At 35.3% G+C, this 16,643-nt stretch carries 29 protein-coding genes; all 29 read right to left on the bottom strand.

Annotation, left to right across the window (positions count from 1 at the left end; all coding sequences use genetic code 11):
* Position 1: 1 nt before the first annotated feature.
* The gene (locus tag NST10_RS12400; protein WP_000791607.1) at positions 2 to 808 is read right to left on the bottom strand and encodes an energy-coupling factor transporter transmembrane protein EcfT; all 807 of its coding nucleotides are present in this window, start codon (positions 806 to 808) and stop codon (positions 2 to 4) included.
* Positions 798 to 1,658 carry an energy-coupling factor transporter ATPase gene (locus NST10_RS12395; protein WP_000586768.1) on the bottom strand — a complete coding sequence of 287 codons (861 nt, stop codon included), beginning with the start codon at positions 1,656 to 1,658 and terminating at the stop codon, positions 798 to 800. Before NST10_RS12395 ends, NST10_RS12400 begins: the two co-directional genes overlap by 11 nt.
* A complete protein-coding gene (locus NST10_RS12390) occupies positions 1,655 to 2,464 on the bottom strand; it encodes an energy-coupling factor transporter ATPase (protein WP_000389651.1) in 810 nt (269 codons plus the stop codon). The genes NST10_RS12395 and NST10_RS12390 overlap by 4 nt, the downstream gene beginning before the upstream one ends.
* Positions 2,465 to 2,865: 401 nt before the next feature.
* A protein-coding gene (locus NST10_RS12385) for an IS3-like element ISSau2 family transposase (protein ID WP_094409958.1) occupies positions 2,866 to 4,433 on the bottom strand; the annotation gives its coding sequence in 2 pieces (ribosomal slippage) (positions 2,866 to 3,758 and positions 3,758 to 4,433; 1,569 coding nt in all).
* A 226-nt stretch (positions 4,434 to 4,659) separates the two neighbouring features.
* Positions 4,660 to 5,028 carry a 50S ribosomal protein L17 gene (rplQ, locus tag NST10_RS12380; protein WP_000542274.1) on the bottom strand — a complete coding sequence of 123 codons (369 nt, stop codon included), beginning with the start codon at positions 5,026 to 5,028 and terminating at the stop codon, positions 4,660 to 4,662.
* A 16-nt stretch (positions 5,029 to 5,044) separates the two neighbouring features.
* Positions 5,045 to 5,989 (bottom strand): DNA-directed RNA polymerase subunit alpha, encoded by a 945-nt coding sequence (locus tag NST10_RS12375; protein ID WP_000569649.1) that lies wholly within the window; start codon positions 5,987 to 5,989, stop codon positions 5,045 to 5,047.
* A gap of 74 nt (positions 5,990 to 6,063) precedes the next feature.
* The gene (rpsK, locus tag NST10_RS12370) at positions 6,064 to 6,453 is read right to left on the bottom strand and encodes a 30S ribosomal protein S11 (RefSeq protein ID WP_000101625.1); all 390 of its coding nucleotides are present in this window, start codon (positions 6,451 to 6,453) and stop codon (positions 6,064 to 6,066) included.
* Positions 6,454 to 6,476: 23 nt separating this feature from the next.
* On the bottom strand, positions 6,477 to 6,842 hold the full coding sequence (gene rpsM / locus NST10_RS12365; RefSeq protein ID WP_000090796.1) for a 30S ribosomal protein S13: 366 nt from the start codon (positions 6,840 to 6,842) through the stop codon (positions 6,477 to 6,479).
* Between the two features lie 22 nt (positions 6,843 to 6,864).
* A complete protein-coding gene (rpmJ, locus tag NST10_RS12360) occupies positions 6,865 to 6,978 on the bottom strand; it encodes a 50S ribosomal protein L36 (protein ID WP_000868342.1) in 114 nt (37 codons plus the stop codon).
* Positions 6,979 to 7,009: 31 nt separating this feature from the next.
* Positions 7,010 to 7,228, bottom strand: coding sequence for a translation initiation factor IF-1 (gene infA / locus NST10_RS12355; RefSeq protein ID WP_001118443.1), 219 nt, complete (start codon positions 7,226 to 7,228; stop codon positions 7,010 to 7,012).
* 192 nt (positions 7,229 to 7,420) lie between these two features.
* The gene (locus tag NST10_RS12350; RefSeq protein WP_001021468.1) at positions 7,421 to 8,068 is read right to left on the bottom strand and encodes an adenylate kinase; all 648 of its coding nucleotides are present in this window, start codon (positions 8,066 to 8,068) and stop codon (positions 7,421 to 7,423) included.
* A 16-nt stretch (positions 8,069 to 8,084) separates the two neighbouring features.
* Positions 8,085 to 9,377 carry a preprotein translocase subunit SecY gene (gene secY, locus NST10_RS12345; protein WP_000616784.1) on the bottom strand — a complete coding sequence of 431 codons (1,293 nt, stop codon included), beginning with the start codon at positions 9,375 to 9,377 and terminating at the stop codon, positions 8,085 to 8,087.
* A complete protein-coding gene (gene rplO / locus NST10_RS12340; RefSeq protein WP_000766074.1) occupies positions 9,377 to 9,817 on the bottom strand; it encodes a 50S ribosomal protein L15 in 441 nt (146 codons plus the stop codon). The genes secY and rplO overlap by 1 nt, the downstream gene beginning before the upstream one ends.
* A 16-nt stretch (positions 9,818 to 9,833) precedes the next feature.
* On the bottom strand, positions 9,834 to 10,013 hold the full coding sequence (rpmD, locus tag NST10_RS12335; protein ID WP_001096577.1) for a 50S ribosomal protein L30: 180 nt from the start codon (positions 10,011 to 10,013) through the stop codon (positions 9,834 to 9,836).
* 16 nt (positions 10,014 to 10,029) lie between these two features.
* Positions 10,030 to 10,530 carry a 30S ribosomal protein S5 gene (gene rpsE, locus NST10_RS12330; RefSeq protein WP_000113851.1) on the bottom strand — a complete coding sequence of 167 codons (501 nt, stop codon included), beginning with the start codon at positions 10,528 to 10,530 and terminating at the stop codon, positions 10,030 to 10,032.
* Positions 10,531 to 10,550: 20 nt separating this feature from the next.
* Positions 10,551 to 10,910 carry a 50S ribosomal protein L18 gene (rplR, locus tag NST10_RS12325; RefSeq protein ID WP_000623881.1) on the bottom strand — a complete coding sequence of 120 codons (360 nt, stop codon included), beginning with the start codon at positions 10,908 to 10,910 and terminating at the stop codon, positions 10,551 to 10,553.
* 30 nt (positions 10,911 to 10,940) lie between these two features.
* On the bottom strand, positions 10,941 to 11,477 hold the full coding sequence (rplF, locus tag NST10_RS12320) for a 50S ribosomal protein L6 (protein WP_000091975.1): 537 nt from the start codon (positions 11,475 to 11,477) through the stop codon (positions 10,941 to 10,943).
* 24 nt (positions 11,478 to 11,501) lie between these two features.
* Positions 11,502 to 11,900, bottom strand: a complete 399-nt coding sequence (gene rpsH, locus NST10_RS12315; RefSeq protein WP_000178881.1) for a 30S ribosomal protein S8 — start codon at positions 11,898 to 11,900, stop codon at positions 11,502 to 11,504.
* A gap of 31 nt (positions 11,901 to 11,931) precedes the next feature.
* Entirely contained in the window at positions 11,932 to 12,117 is a 186-nt protein-coding gene (locus NST10_RS12310; RefSeq protein WP_001140799.1) for a type Z 30S ribosomal protein S14, read from the bottom strand.
* 22 nt (positions 12,118 to 12,139) lie between these two features.
* On the bottom strand, positions 12,140 to 12,679 hold the full coding sequence (gene rplE / locus NST10_RS12305; RefSeq protein ID WP_001080824.1) for a 50S ribosomal protein L5: 540 nt from the start codon (positions 12,677 to 12,679) through the stop codon (positions 12,140 to 12,142).
* Between the two features lie 26 nt (positions 12,680 to 12,705).
* Positions 12,706 to 13,023 (bottom strand): 50S ribosomal protein L24, encoded by a 318-nt coding sequence (rplX, locus tag NST10_RS12300; protein WP_000547687.1) that lies wholly within the window; start codon positions 13,021 to 13,023, stop codon positions 12,706 to 12,708.
* Positions 13,024 to 13,058: 35 nt separating this feature from the next.
* Positions 13,059 to 13,427 carry a 50S ribosomal protein L14 gene (gene rplN / locus NST10_RS12295; RefSeq protein WP_000615921.1) on the bottom strand — a complete coding sequence of 123 codons (369 nt, stop codon included), beginning with the start codon at positions 13,425 to 13,427 and terminating at the stop codon, positions 13,059 to 13,061.
* Between the two features lie 31 nt (positions 13,428 to 13,458).
* Positions 13,459 to 13,722 carry a 30S ribosomal protein S17 gene (gene rpsQ, locus NST10_RS12290; RefSeq protein WP_000004086.1) on the bottom strand — a complete coding sequence of 88 codons (264 nt, stop codon included), beginning with the start codon at positions 13,720 to 13,722 and terminating at the stop codon, positions 13,459 to 13,461.
* A gap of 23 nt (positions 13,723 to 13,745) precedes the next feature.
* Complete coding sequence (rpmC, locus tag NST10_RS12285) at positions 13,746 to 13,955, bottom strand: 50S ribosomal protein L29 (RefSeq protein ID WP_000644737.1); 210 nt, start codon at positions 13,953 to 13,955, stop codon at positions 13,746 to 13,748.
* The gene (gene rplP, locus NST10_RS12280; RefSeq protein ID WP_000926310.1) at positions 13,945 to 14,379 is read right to left on the bottom strand and encodes a 50S ribosomal protein L16; all 435 of its coding nucleotides are present in this window, start codon (positions 14,377 to 14,379) and stop codon (positions 13,945 to 13,947) included. The genes rpmC and rplP overlap by 11 nt, the downstream gene beginning before the upstream one ends.
* A 2-nt stretch (positions 14,380 to 14,381) precedes the next feature.
* Positions 14,382 to 15,035, bottom strand: a complete 654-nt coding sequence (gene rpsC / locus NST10_RS12275; protein WP_000529877.1) for a 30S ribosomal protein S3 — start codon at positions 15,033 to 15,035, stop codon at positions 14,382 to 14,384.
* 23 nt (positions 15,036 to 15,058) lie between these two features.
* Entirely contained in the window at positions 15,059 to 15,412 is a 354-nt protein-coding gene (rplV, locus tag NST10_RS12270; protein ID WP_000387527.1) for a 50S ribosomal protein L22, read from the bottom strand.
* 28 nt (positions 15,413 to 15,440) lie between these two features.
* Positions 15,441 to 15,719: a 30S ribosomal protein S19 gene (gene rpsS / locus NST10_RS12265; protein WP_000124353.1), complete on the bottom strand. Its 279-nt coding sequence runs from the start codon at positions 15,717 to 15,719 to the stop codon at positions 15,441 to 15,443.
* A 66-nt stretch (positions 15,720 to 15,785) separates the two neighbouring features.
* Entirely contained in the window at positions 15,786 to 16,619 is an 834-nt protein-coding gene (rplB, locus tag NST10_RS12260) for a 50S ribosomal protein L2 (protein WP_000985472.1), read from the bottom strand.
* Positions 16,620 to 16,643 lie beyond the last annotated feature (24 nt).

Raw genomic sequence — 16,643 nt, 5'->3', positions numbered from 1 at the left:
TTTACACTCCTGAATATTTTAATACGAATAAAATAATTGCAATTGGGATAATCATGATTAAAGATAACGTATCTCTCAATTGCCATTTAAGCTGTCTGTAGCTCGTTCTCTTAACATTGGCATCATAACCCCTAACTTCCATTGCGACCGCTAATTCTTCGGCGCGTTGGAAAGCTGAGATGAATAGTGGCACTAGTAATGGAATAAATGATTTAATACGTGTTGCAATGTTCCCTGAACTTATTTCAGAACCACGCGACTTTTGCGCCAAAATGATTTTATCTAACTCATCCATTAACGTCGGGATGAATCGTAACGCAATGGACATTATCATACTTAATTGATGAACTGGTAATTTAAACATCTTTAGTGGCGCAAGTAATCTTTCAAACGCATCTGTTAAATCAATTGGACTTGTAGATAGTGTCATTATTGTTGCAATCATCACAATCCCAATTAAACGCAGTGATATATATAGCCCTTCTAAAATACCATTAGTTTCAATCGTGATGCCATGCCATTCAACTAATACATATCCACCTTTAGTTAAAAATATATGCATCATTAATGTGAAGATTAAAAAGAAAAATATTGGCGTTAAACCTTTGATTAGGAACCATAATTGAATTTTTGCTAATCTCATAAAGAATAAGATAAGTGCAAACATCCAAAGATATGTTAATGGTGAATGACAGAAAAATATTAATATAATAAAAAGAAAAACAAACATTAACTTTGCTCTTGGATCAAGATGATGAACAAAAGAATTAATTGGTAAATATCGCCCTATAATCAATTTATTTTTCATGTTGCCACTCCTTATACAAGCTTACAAATGCTTCTTCAGTTAAGGCAATATCTTTTAATTTTGTTTGATGTTTTTGTTCAAAGTCATATTGTAACTGAACAATTTCAGGCAAACCAATATGCCAATCCGCCAATTTTTCTTTATCTTTGAAGAGCTCTTTTGGTGATGTTTGCGACACGATACTACCTTCTTTCATTACGATGACTTCATCTGCATAACGTGCGACTTCATTCATATCATGTGAAATTAGGATAATTGTCTTATTTTCATCTGTTTGTAGTGACTTGAGTAATCGCATTACTTGTCGTTTACTTTGTGGATCAAGTCCTGCTGTAGGTTCATCAACCACGATAATATCAGGATTCATTGCCAATATCGATACAATCGCTATTTTACGCATTTGTCCACCTGACATTTGAAATGGTGATTGTGACATTACATCTCTTGAAAAGCCTAAATCCATCAACAGACGATGGGCATAGTTTTTGGCTTCATCTAAATTCATTTTAAAGTTTTTAGGTCCAAATATCATTTCACGCTCTACTGTGTCCTCAAATAATTGAGATTCGGGAAATTGAAATACCATTCCAATTCTTTTTCTTACAGGTCTAATATATTTATCTTTGGTCTTATGTGTAATAGTAATATCATCAACTGTAACTGTCCCAGTAGTTGGCTTTAACAGTGCATTAATATTTTGTATCAATGTCGATTTACCACTACCCGTTTGTCCAACGATGGCATAATATTTACCTTGTTCAAATTCTGTATTAACATCATGAATAGCTTGATGCTGGTATGGTGTCCCTTTTTGATAGGTATAACTTACATTGTCAAAGCGTATAATCATAGTTGATCCACCAGCCCTTCATAAGTTAAGAATGATGTTTGGTGTCCCAGCATTTGATTTATTTTGATTGGGAATGGCAAATCTAGACCTATTGTTGTTAACTCTTCTGCATGGTCGAAAATTTCAGTCGCTGTTCCTTCTTTATAGACAGTCCCTTTATTCATAACGATAACATGATCTGCTTCCATCGCCTCAGATAAATCATGCGTAATAGAAATGATTGTAATATTATGTTCTGATTTAACTTTTCTCACTAAATCCAATAAATTTTGACGTGCATCAGGATCTAACATAGAAGTCGCCTCATCTAATATAATGACAGAGGGGTTAAGTGCTAATACACTTGCTATAGCCACACGCTGCTTCTGTCCCCCCGATAATGCATTAGGTTCATAATCTGCACGTTCTAACATATCTACTTGTTCAAGTGCTTCGCTGACTCTTCTGTGCATTTCGTCATGTGGAACCGCATGATTTTCGAGTCCAAATGCCACATCGTATTTTACAATTGAACCAACAAATTGATTATCCGGATTCTGAAATACAATTCCTATGTCTTTTCTTAACTTTTCAAAATTATCATCTGTTATAGCTTGATTATTATAAAAAATTTCTCCAGATTTAACTTTCTCTATGCCAATCATTAACTTGGCAATTGTAGATTTCCCAGAACCGTTATGACCAACAATAGATGTCCACTGACCTTTAGGTATATTAAAAGAAACATCTTTCAATGTGAAGGATGCATCACTTTGATATTGAAATGAAACATTTTTAAATACAATAACTGAATTCTTATCCTCCACTTGTCTCTCTCCTTTACGATTCGTGTATCTATCATATTTTACAATATTTATAAATCGCTGTATATGACATTGACTGGGTTTGCTATATATTACTAGTATTTTCTGACTCATTTCTAGTCTTTAAAGTGTTGTTTAACAACTAATGATAAGGACATTTATTCCTCTCTAACAATTATGTATAAACGTTAATAAAATAAATGATTTACTAGTGTTGGCCGCGTTTGATTCAACGATAATACTTTCACTTCATTCAGTTCTAGTGAAATTGATCAAACTAGCTTGATCATATTTTTAGATTCGCACTCAAAAAAGTAGATATAAAGAAATCGGACTTAAAAACATTGAACTGCACCCAGTCTAGTAGACAATTAAATAATTAAAATTAATGGTTGGTTTTGTTGTTATACAGAATCAGCCATTTTTAATGTAATTCTTTCATGATTAAAGAAAAGAATAAAATCATGAATTGTTTTTGTAGCTTCTTCTACACTATTAAATTTAAAGTGCTTATTTCCTCTAAAAATTTCACTTTTTATTGTACCCCATACACCTTCCATTGGACCGTTATCGATACATTTGCTAACACGTGACATACTTTGAATCATGCCACATTCATCCAACATATGTTTAAATGTTTTCGATGTATATTGAAAACCTCGGTCACTATGAAATAAAATACCTTTGGTATTTTCTACTTTTTCTATCGCTTGATTGAATGTTTTAAATACTAATTGATTATTGTTAGAAGGGCCTAGCTCATAACTAACAATACGTTTAGCACCTAAGTCATAAATGGCACTCAAATATATCTTACTACCTTCTTTGATTTTAAATTCTGTTACATCTGTTAACCAAACTTTATTTGGCGTATCAATGTCAAATTGTCGATTAAGCTTATTTTCTGATGTGATTTGTGGCGTTGAACGTCGATAAGGTTTTCGCTTTTGACGTATTACTGCTTTTAAATTAAGTTCTTTCATCAAACGATAAATTCGCTTTCGGTTTACTTGTTTACCTAGTTTTAAGCGAATATAGATATAAATGCGACGATAGCCATAAATACCATTATACTTATGATAGATTGATTCTATTTCTCGCTTAAGCTGTTCATTCTCTAATTCAAGTTCACTCGATTGATAATGTACCCACTTATAATAACTCGCTCTAGAAATGCCTAAAATACGACACAAGCGTTGGATAGGGTATTGATGTTTTAACGCTTCGATCGTTTTGTATGCCGTGATTTGTTTTCTCTTTGAATCATCTCTCTTTCCAATGCTTGAAACTTTTTTAAAACGTCATTTTCCATCTCTAATAATCGATTTTGTGCTTTTAATGCTTGAATTTCAGCTTCTTTTTGTTCTTCTGGCGTCATCATAGATTTGGGTTTTCCTTTGCCTCTGCCATCTACTAATCCATTTTTACCATGTGCTTGATACTTATGAACCCACTGGTAAATTTGACCGTATGAGATATTAAAGTGTTCTGCAACTTCTCTATAAGATTGTTTATGATTCAAGTAATATTCAACAATTGTTACACGTTCTTCAAATGTGGTTTTTCTTGCTTTCATGATATACACCCCAGTTTTAGGAGATTGATTCTTAATCTCTTTTCCTACAGTATACATTTTTATCCAATTTTTGACTTGTGTCGAACTACGAATATTGTATTTGATTGCGATGTCTTGGGTTGATTGATTTGAATTCAAATATTCATTTACAACTTTTAATTTTAGTTCCTTTGAATAGTGATTGTATTGTTTTTGTGTAAGTAGTGTTTCAATACCATGGGTTTTATAATATTTATACTTAGGATACAAAGTATTGACATTAATATCTAATTGTAATGTATCGATTAAGTATTGAAACGACACGCCTTTTTCATATTCTTGAAACATATATAGCAGTACATCTATGTCTACTTTAGGTTTTATTGACATAAATAAAGCTCCCTTCAAAGTTTTCATTTTTTCAATGTCTACTTTGAAGGGAGCATTTCACATTTCTGTTCATAAGTCCGATATCTTATTCAATAAAAAAGCGCGCACCCCATCATAAGTTTGTTGAGTTCACGCTTTAAATCTTTATTTAGTTGATGGGGTACTCTGAGCTAGACAATATTTGTATGTGGCAAACATTATCGTTGCACTCATTTGCTTTATATAAAAGTAGTTAGTGTATTTATATAAATTCTTATACTAATTCGATAATTACTGATTCAGCACCGTCACCGCGACGAGGGCCTTGTTTAAGGATACGAGTGTAACCACCTTGACGTTCTGTGTAACGCTCTGCGATTTCACCAAATAATTTTTGAAGTGCAGTTTGTGTAGTTTCATCTTCGTTTAAGATTTCAACATTACGTAAAGTTTTAGCTGCATTACGACGAGAAGCTAAATCTCCTTTTTTACCTAAAGTGATTAATTTCTCAACAACACTGCGAACTTCTTTTGCACGAGCTTCTGTAGTTTCAATACGTTCACTAATAATAAGTGATGTAGCTAAGTCACGTAACATAGCTTTACGTTGATCAGAAGTACGACCTAATTTTCTGTAACCCATGAGTTAACCTCCTTTATCAATCTTCTTTTCTTAATCCTAATCCTAAATCTTCTAATTTGTATTTAACTTCTTCTAAAGATTTACGACCTAAATTACGCACTTTCATCATGTCAGCTTCAGATTTGTCAGCTAACTCTTGAACAGAATTGATTCCTGCGCGTTTTAAGCAGTTATATGAACGTACAGATAAGTCTAATTCTTCAATAGACATTTCTAATACTTTTTCTTTTTGATCTTCTTCTTTTTCAATCATGATTTCAGCGTTTTGCGCTTCATCAGTAAGACCAACGAAGATATTCAAGTGTTCAGTCATTATTTTTGCTGCTAATGAAACTGATTCTTGTGGTGTGATTGAACCATTAGTCCAAACATCCAATGTTAATTTATCAAAATCACTGCTTTGACCTACACGTGTATTTTCAACAGTATAGTTCACACGTTCAACAGGTGAATACAATGAATCAACAGGGATTACACCAATTGGTAAATCACTAGTATTATTTTGTTCTGCTAATGCGTAACCTCTACCCTTGTTAGCAACTAGACGAATTTTTAAGTGACCACCTTTAGATACTGTTGCAATTTTAAGCTCTGGGTTTAAAATTTCAACATCACTGTCATGTGTAATGTCGCTTGCTGTTACTTCGCCTTCATCACGTACATCAATTTCTAAAGTTTTATCTTCTTCAGAGTAAATTTTCAATGCTAATTGTTTAATGTTCATAATAATTGTAGAAACATCTTCAACTACATTGTCTACTGCTGAGAATTCATGTAAAACTCCCTCAATTTCAATGTACTTAACGGCTGCACCTGGTAATGAAGATAGTAGGATACGACGTAAGGAGTTTCCTAGTGTAGTACCGTAGCCACGTTCTAGTGGTTCAACAACGAACTTACCGAATTTAGCATCTTCACTAATTTCAATTGTCTCAATTCTAGGTTTTTCGATTTCTATCATTTAAATATCCTCCTTATATACGTCGACTTAATTTAAAATGTTTGCTCAGTGACCTGTAACAATACCATCATAAATTATACACGACGACGTTTTGGTGGACGACAACCGTTATGAGGTACTGGAGTAACGTCTCTGATCGCAGTTACTTCTAAACCTGCAGATTGTAATGCACGAATAGCTGATTCACGACCTGGACCAGGTCCTTTAACTGTTACTTCAACTGTTTTTAAACCATGCTCCATAGCTGATTTAGATGCAGTTTCAGAAGCCATTTGTGCTGCAAATGGTGTTGATTTTTTAGATCCTTTGAATCCTAATGCACCAGCTGATGACCATGATAAAGCATTACCGAACTCATCAGTGATAGTTACAATAGTGTTGTTGAATGTTGAACGGATGTGTGCTACACCATTTTCAATATTCTTTTTCACTCTACGTTTACGAGATACTTGTTTACGTGCCATTTAAAATTTGCCTCCTTTACCTATTATTTTTTCTTGTTAGCTACCGTTTTAACTGGTCCTTTACGAGTACGCGCGTTGTTTTTCGTTTTTTGACCACGAACTGGTAAACCACGACGGTGACGGATACCACGGTATGATGAAATTTCCATTAAACGTTTGATATTTAAGTTAGTTTCACGACGTAAGTCACCTTCGACTTTATAACCGTCTACAACTTCACGGATGCGACCTAATTCGTCATCAGTTAAATCTTTCACACGAGTATCAGCTGATACGTTAGCTTCTTCAAGAATTTTTTGAGCAGTTGACGTACCGATACCGTATATATAAGTTAATGAGATAACTACGCGTTTTTCACGTGGAATATCTACTCCTGCAATACGTGCCATATTAATTTACACCTCTCTTTTATTAACCTTGTCTTTGTTTGTGTTTTGGATTTTCACAAATTACCATTACTTTACCTTTACGTTTAATGACTTTACATTTTTCGCAAATAGGTTTTACTGATGGTCTTACTTTCATTTTTATACCTCCCTATATTATGGAGTGACGATTATTTATAACGATAAGTAATTCTTCCGCGTGTTAAATCGTACGGAGACATCTCAACAGTTACTTTGTCGCCAGGTAGAATACGAATGTAATTCATTCTGATTTTACCACTTACGTGAGCTAAAATCTCATGACCATTTTCTAATTCTACTTTAAACATTGCGTTCGGTAAAGTATCTAATACAGTACCTTCTAATTCAATTACATCTTGTTTAGCCATTGATTAACTTCCCCCTTTTTGCAATAGTAAGGTAATCGTCAATAGACAACTTTATTGTTACGAATCTATCAGTGATTAATTTTATAAGTTAAACAAAAATTACGGGAATTAATTATCGTTAATTGCCACTCTCATCTATCTAATATGATTAAATCATGCCTCACTTAAAATAGACCGCTAAAAGTTGATCTATTACAAATGATCTAAAATATCAATGACATCTTTGGTAACGTCGCTAATATCTTTTGAACCATCAATATTTTTCAATACACCTTTTTGATCATAGAAATCTAAAATAGGTTTAGATTGTTTAATATTAACACTCAAACGATTAGCTACCGTTTCAGGATTATCATCTTCTCGTTGATACAATTTACCACCATCGATATCACAAATACCTTCGACCTTCGGAGGATTAAATACAAGATGATACGTTGTACCACATGACTCACAGATTCGACGACCTGTAAGACGGTTCATTAATTCTTCTTCCGGAACTTCGATATTGATGACAGCATCAATGTTTCTGTCAAGCTCAGACATAATATTATTTAATGCCTCAGCTTGCTCGATTGTTCTTGGGAAGCCATCTAATAAAAAGCCTTTTTTTGCATCGTCTTCAGAAATTCTTTCCTTAACGATACCTACAGTCACTTCATCAGGAACTAATTCGCCACGGTCCATATAAGACTTAGCTTCTTTACCTAATTCAGTTTCTTCTTTTATAGCTTTTCTGAACATGTCACCAGTTGAAATGTGGGGTATTGGGAATTTCTTGACAATTTCACTTGCTTGAGTTCCTTTACCTGCGCCAGGTAAACCCATCAAAATGATATTCATAAGTGCCCTCCTAAAATTATCTACCACCAAAGCCTTTATATTCTTTTTGAGATACTTGTGCTTCTAAAGATTTCATTGTTTCAATCGCTACACCAATAACGATAAGTAAACTTGTACCACCAATCTGAATTGATTGTGGTAATCCCATAAACTTAGTTGCTAATATCGGTAGAATTGAAATAACGGCTAAGAAGATAGAACCTACAAAAGTTAAACGATATAAAACTTTAGTAATATATTTTTTGGTTTGTTCACCAGGTCTAATACCTGGAACATAGCTACCTTGTTTCTTAAGGTTATCAGCCATTTTTTCCGGATTAACTTGTACAAATGCATAGAAGTATGTGAATAGTATAATTAGTACAATATATACAACCATACCAACATTACTTGAAGGATTTGCAGCATTCGCAATGTTTTGTGCCCATTCTTTATCTGGATAGAACAACGTTAATGTTCTAGGCAGTAAGAAGAACGCCATTGCAAAGATTACAGGAATAACACCGGCTGAGTTCACTTTTAAAGGTAGATAAGTTGCCTGTGAACCTAATCTTTGAGCAGTTTGTTTCTTAGCATATTGAATCGGAATTTTACGAACGGCTTCAAGTACATAAATAGCACCTACAGTTAATAGTATCAGTGACACTAAAAGTCCTAATACTTTCAACCATGCTAATGATGTATCTTCTTGCCCAACGAACGCAGTTTGTCCAAATTGAATTAGACTGGCTGGCAACGTTGATAAAATACCCGCAAATATGATAATAGAAATACCATTACCAACACCGAACTGAGTGATTTGATCACCAAGCCATATTAAGAAAGCAGTTCCTGCTGTCAAAACTAGTGCTATTAATAAATAACTCATAATTGACTGATTGATAATCAGCGCACCTTTGAGATAATTATTAAATTGGAATGCCATACCTATAGATTGGATAAATGCTAAAGAAATTGCTAAATAACGAGTAACGTTATTTAACTTTCTTCTACCTACTTCACCTTGTTTTGCCCATTCTGAGAATTTAGGGACAATATCCATTTGTAATAATTGCATTACGATTGATGCAGTGATGTAGGGTACAATACCCATTGCAAAAATAGAAAATCGTTTCAAGGCTCCGCCACCAAAAGTATTTAATAACTCAGTGGCACCTTGAGAACCTTGGGGATTATCAAAAGCTGCAGGATTTACTCCTGGAGCTGGTATATAAGTCCCTATTTTAAAAATTACTAACATTGCTAGTGTGAAGAAAATCTTGTTACGAACCTCTTTTGTTCTAAAGAAGTTCACAAGGGTTTGAATCATTAGATCACCTCGTGTGCTCCACCTTTAGCATCAATAGCTTCTGCTGCTGAAGCTGAGAATTTATGAGCTTTCACTGTCAATTTCTTATCAAGTGAACCATTACCTAGTATTTTGATACCAGATTTTTCATTCTTAACAACACCAGATTCTACTAATAAAGCTGGAGTTACTTCAGTACCATCTTCAAATTTATTAAGTTGGTCTAAGTTAACAATAGCATATTCTTTACGATTTATGTTAGTAAAACCACGTTTTGGTAAACGACGGAATAATGGTAATTGACCACCTTCGAATCCTGGTCTTACACCACCGCCTGAACGAGCTTTTTGACCTTTGTGTCCGCGACCACTTGTTTTACCGTTACCTGTCGCAACACCACGTCCAACACGATTGCGTTCTTTACGTGAACCTTCTGCCGGTTTTAACTCATGTAATTTCATTTCGGCACCTCCTTGATTATTTTTCTTCTACTGTTACTAAGTGCTTAACTTTGTTGATTTGCCCACGAATAGCAGGGTTATCTTCAACAACTACTGAACTGTTAGTCTTTTTAAGACCTAAAGCTTCAACAGTTTTACGTTGTGTTTCAGGACGACCAATAACACTACGAGTGAGGGTAATTTGTAATTTAGCCATAACTAGTTTTCCCTCCTTAATTGTATAATTCTTCTACTGTTTTGCCACGTAATTTCGCAACATCTTCAGCATTTTTAAGGTTTTGTAAACCATCGATTGTAGCACGAACCATGTTGATTGGTGTGTTTGATCCTAATGATTTACTTAAGATATCAGTGATACCTGCTAATTCAAGTACGGCACGAACAGGACCACCAGCGATAACTCCTGTACCAGGTGCAGCCGGTTTCATAAATACGCTTCCTGAACCGTAACGGCCAGTAATTGTGTGTGGAGTTGTACCTTCAACACGTGGAACAACTACTAAATCTTTTTTAGCTGCTTCAACAGCTTTTTTGATTGCTTCTGGTACCTCTTGAGCTTTACCAGTACCGAAACCTACACGACCATTTTTGTCTCCAACTACAACTAATGCAGTGAAACGGAAACGACGACCACCTTTTACAACTTTTGCTACACGGTTGATTGTAACAACGCGTTCTTCAAATTCTTTCGTCTCTTCTTCTCTACGAGCCATGTATTTGTCCCTCCTTTAAATTAAAATTCTAATCCGCTTTCTCTTGCTGCTTCAGCTAATGCTTTAACACGTCCGTGATATAAATATCCTCCACGGTCAAATACGATTTCTTTAATGCCTTTGTCAGCAGCTTTTTTAGCAATTGCTTCACCGACTTTAGTTGCTAATTCAACTTTAGTTGCTGTAGTAGCAATGTCGCTGTCTTTTGAAGAAGCTTGAGCTAATGTTACGCCTTTATTATCATCAATAATTTGAGCGTAGATATGCTTGTTTGAACGATATACGTTTAAACGTGGCTTTTCAGCTGTACCTGATAAGTTAGTACGAACACGAGCATGTCTTTTTAAACGCACTTTATTTTTATCAATTTTACTGATCATTTCAATACTCCTTTCTTTAGAGTTTATCTATTATTTACCAGTTTTACCTTCTTTACGGCGAACGTATTCACCTTGGTAACGAATACCTTTACCTTTGTAAGGCTCTGGAGGTCTTACTGAACGGATGTTAGATGCTAATGCTCCAACTTGTTCTTTTGAAATACCTTCAACTTTAACGACTGTGTTTTTCTCAACTGAGAAAGTAATGTTTTCTTCAGCTTTAATTTCTACTGGGTGAGAATAACCAACGTTAAGGATTAAGTCTTTACCTTGCATTTGAGCACGGTAACCTACACCAACAAGTTCAAGTACTTTTACGTATCCTTGAGAAACACCTTGTACCATATTATTTAATAAAGCACGAGTTGTACCATGGTTTGTTCTATCTTCTTTAGAATCAGATGGTCTTACAACTTCAATTGTGTTTTCTTCTTGTTTGAATGTCATTCTTTCATTTAAAGTTCTTGATAATTCACCTTTAGGACCTTTAACAGTTACATGATTTCCATCAAAAGTTACTGTTACGTCACTAGGGATGTCAATAATTTTCTTACCAACACGACTCATGTTATGGCACCTCCTTATTTTTTATTACCAAACGTATGCGATAATTTCTCCGCCAACATTACGTTTTCTTGCTTCTTTGTCAGTGATTACACCTTCAGAAGTTGATACTAATGCAATACCTAAACCATTTAATACTTTAGGCATTTCGCTAGCTTTTGCATAAACACGTAAACCTGGTTTTGAAATACGTTTTAATCCTGTGATAACACGCTCATCGTTTTGACCATATTTTAAGAATAAACGAAGTACACCTTGTTTATCATCTTCTACGTATTCAACATTTTTAATGAAACCTTCACTCTTTAAGATTTCAGCAATTTCTTTTTTAATATTTGATGCAGGTAATTCTAACTTCTCGTGACGCACCATGTTTGCGTTTCTTACACGAGTAAGCATATCTGCGATTGGATCTGTCATTGTCATTGATTGTTGCCTCCTTTCAGACTCTTTTTTATTACCAGCTAGCTTTACGAACGCCAGGGATTTGGCCTTTGTAAGCTAATTCACGGAAACAAATACGGCATAATTTAAATTTACGATATACAGAATGTGGACGGCCACAACGTTCACAACGAGTGTATTCACGAACTGCATATTTTTGTTTTTTTTGTTGCTTAGCAACCATTGAAGTTTTAGCCACTTAATTAGCCTCCTTTAAATAATTATTTACGGAATGGCATACCGAAGTTAGCTAACAATTCACGAGCTTCTTCATCAGTGTTAGCAGTCGTTACGATAACAATATCCATTCCTCTAACTTTACTTACTTTATCATAGTCGATTTCTGGGAAAATTAATTGTTCTTTAACACCTAAAGTGTAGTTACCGCGTCCGTCAAATGCTTTTTTAGAAACACCTTGGAAGTCACGTACACGTGGTAATGATACTGAAATTAATTTGTCTAAGAATTCATACATTCTTTCACCGCGAAGTGTTACTTTCGCACCGATTGGCATACCTTCACGTAAACGGAAAGTCGCGATTGATTTTTTAGCTTTAGTTACTAATGGTTTTTGACCAGTGATCAATTCTAATTCTTCAACAGCATTGTCTAATACTTTAGAATTTTGTACTGCGTCACCTACACCCATGTTCACAACGATTTTATCTATTTTTGGTACTTCCATTACTGAACTATAATTGAATTTTTTCATTAAGTTTTCAGTAACTTCAGTGTTAAACTTTTCTTTTAAACGGTTCAAAGTGGGATCCTCCTTTCAACTTGTTATTAATTATTAGATTTAATTTCTTCGCCAGATTTTTTAGCGATACGAACTTTTTTACCATCAACAAATTTGTAACCTACACGAGTTGGTTCGTTTGTTTTAGGGTCCAATAATTGTACATTAGAAACATGGATTGCTGCCTCTGTTTCTAAGATTCCACCTTCAGGATTTAATTGAGTTGGTTTTTGGTGTTTTTTCATAATGTTAACACCTTCCACAACGACACGGTCTTTTTTAGGTAGAGTAGCGATTACTTTACCTTCTTTACCTTTGTCTTTACCTGCGATAACTTTAACGTTGTCACCTTTTTTGATATGCATGTGGGCACCTCCTTATTTGTATTGGTTGTTATTAATTAAAGTACTTCTGGTGCTAATGATACGATTTTCATGAAGTTACCTTCACGTAATTCACGAGCAACAGGTCCGAAGATACGAGTACCACGTGGGCCTTTGTCATCACGGATGATAACACATGCATTTTCATCAAATTTGATATATGAACCGTCATTACGACGAACACCTGACTTAGTACGTACGATTACAGCTTTGACAACGTCACCTTTTTTAACAACGCCACCTGGTGTTGCATTTTTAACAGTACATACGATAACATCGCCGATGTTTGCTGTTTTACGACCAGATCCACCTAATACTTTGATTGTAAGAACTTCACGAGCACCAGAGTTGTCTGCTACTTTCAAGCGTGTTTCTTGTTGGATCATTAGTTAAACCTCCCTTATCTCTAAACTTGTATTAAATAATTACTGACTCTTCAACAATCTCTACTAAACGAAAACGTTTTGTTGCTGATAAAGGACGAGTTTCTTGAATTTTAACAATGTCTCCTAATTTAGCTGAATTGTTTTCATCATGAGTTTTGTATTTTTTAGAGTATTTCACTCGTTTACCGTATAATTTGTGTGTTTTGTAAGTTTCAACAAGTACTGTAATAGTCTTGTCCATTTTGTCTGAAACAACTTTACCTACATAAACTTTACGATCGTTTCTTTCGCTCACTTTTGTAACCTCCTCTTACTTAATTATTGATTAGCCTTACTTTGTTCAATTTCTCTTTCACGAGCAACAGTTTTTAGACGTGCAATCGTTTTTCTTACTGTACGAATACGTGCAGTTTCTTCTAATTGACCTGTAGCTAACTGAAAGCGTAGGTTAAAAAGCTCTTCTTTTGAAGATTTGATTTGTTCTTCGATTTCTGAAGTGGTTAAGTCTCTAATTTCCTTAGCTTTCATTTGTTTCACCACCCAATTCCTCACGTTTTACAAACTTAGTTTTTACTGGAAGTTTGTGACTTGCTAAACGTAGTGCTTCACGCGCAACTTCTTCAGAAACGCCAGCAACTTCGAATAAAATTCTACCTGGTTTAACAACTGCGATCCAGCCTTCAACCGCACCTTTACCAGCACCCATACGTACTTCTAAAGGTTTTTTAGTATATGGTGTATGTGGGAAGATTTTAATCCAAACTTTCCCGCCACGTTTCATGTAACGTGTCATTGCTATACGAGCAGATTCGATTTGACGAGATGTGATCCAAGACGTTGTTGTAGCTTGTAAACCAAACTCACCAAATGTTACGTAGTTACCGCCTTTAGAACGACCAGTTGTTTTAGGACGATGTTGACGACGATATTTTACACGTTTTGGTAGTAACATTATTATTTTCCTCCTCCACTAGTGTTCTTAGTAGGAAGAACTTCTCCACGATAGATCCATACTTTAACGCCTAATTTACCGTAAGTAGTGTCAGCTTCAGCGTGTGCATAATCGATGTCAGCACGTAACGTATGAAGTGGAACAGTTCCTTCTGAATATTGTTCAGCACGAGCGATGTCAGCTCCGCCTAAACGACCAGATACTTGAGTTTTGATACCTTTTGCACCAAGTTTCATAGCTCTAGTGATTGCTTGTTTTTGTACACGACGGAATGAAGCACGGTTTTCTAATTGACGTGCGATGTTTTCAGCTACTAAACGAGCGTCAAGATCAACTTTTTTGATTTCAATTACGTTGATGTGTACTTTTTTATCAGTTAACGCATTTAATTTGTTGCGTAATTTTTCGATTTCTGAACCGCCTTTACCAATTACCATACCAGGTTTACCAGTATGAATTGCAATGTTGATACGGTTTGCAGCACGTTCAATCTCTACGTGAGAAACTGATGCTTCTTTTAATTCATTATCAATAAATTTACGGATTTTTAAATCTTCGTGTAAAAGTGAAGCGAAGTCTTTTTCAGCATACCATTTAGCTTCCCAATCACGGATAATACCAACACGAAGTCCGATTGGATTAATTTTTTGACCCACAGTATTCCCTCCTTAAAAGTTAATTAAGCTTCTTTAGCTTCTTCTTTACCGTCACTTACGACGATTGTAATGTGGCTTGTACGTTTGTTAATCGCACTTGCACGACCTTGCGCACGTGGACGGAAACGTTTTAATGTTGGTCCTTCGTTAGCATATGCTTCTTTAACTACTAATTCATCTGTGTTCATGTCATAGTTATGTTCAGCATTAGCTAAAGCGGACATTAATACTTTTTCAATTACTGGTGATGAAGCTTTGTTTGTTAATTTTAAAATTGCAATAGCTTCAGCAGCATTTTTACCTCTGATTAAGTCAAGAACTAGTCTTACTTTACGAGGTGCGATTCTTATTGTTCTAGCAACCGCTTTTGCTTCCATTAGGATGTCCTCCTCTACTTAATAGATATTATCTTCTTGTTTTCTTGTCGTCTGCAACGTGTCCTTTGAATGTACGAGTAGGAGCAAACTCACCTAATTTATGACCTACCATATCTTCAGTTACATATACAGGTACGTGTTTACGTCCGTCGTATACTGCAAAAGTATGTCCGATGAAATTAGGGAAAATTGTAGAACGACGTGACCATGTTTTGATTACTTGTTTCTTTTCGCTTCCTTCTTGAGCTTCAACTTTTTTCATTAAATGCTCATCGACGAAAGGTCCTTTTTTAATACTACGAGCCATTTGGGCGCCTCCCTTCTTATTATGTGCGTGCAGCTTTAAGCCGCACACCCAAATAAGTTGATTATATTATTTTTTCTTACGTCCACGAACGATAAGTTTGTCTGATGATTTTTTACCACGACGAGTTTTCTTACCAAGCGTAGGTTTACCCCATGGTGACATTGGAGATGGTCTACCGATAGGAGCACGACCTTCACCACCACCGTGTGGGTGATCGTTAGGGTTCATTACAGAACCACGAACTGTTGGACGAATACCTTTCCATCTTGAACGTCCGGCTTTACCAACGTTAACTAATTCGTGTTGTAGGTTACCAACTTGACCGATTGTAGCACGGCAAGTAGATAAGATCATACGAACTTCACCAGATCTTAATCTGATTAATACGTATTTACCTTCTTTACCAAGTACTTGAGCACTTGCACCAGCTGAACGAGCGATTTGTCCACCTTTACCAGGTTTAAGCTCGATGTTGTGTACTACTGTACCAACTGGAATGTTTTGTAATGGTAATGCGTTACCAACTTTGATGTCAGCTTCAGCACCACTTTCAACGATTTGACCTACTTCTAATCCTTTAGGAGCAATGATATATCGTTTTTCACCGTCTGCATATACAACTAAAGCGATGTTTGCTGAGCGGTTTGGATCATATTGAATAGAATCAACTTTTGCATTGATACCATCTTTGTTACGTTTGAAATCGATAACACGGTATTGACGTTTGTGTCCACCACCATGGTGTCTTACAGTCAATTTACCTTGGTTGTTACGTCCCGCTTTTTTCGGTAGCGGTTTTAATAATGACTTTTCAGGTGTAGTTTTCGTGATTTCTGCGAAATCTAACGAAGTCATATTACGACGACCATTTGTTATTGGCTTATACTTTTTAATAGCCATTGTCGCTTACCTCCTTAATGGTAA

This window comes from Staphylococcus sp. FSL W8-0305, assembly GCF_037966415.1.
GTDB lineage: Bacteria > Bacillota > Bacilli > Staphylococcales > Staphylococcaceae > Staphylococcus > Staphylococcus aureus.
This window is presented reverse-complemented; position numbering and strand designations above follow the sequence as displayed.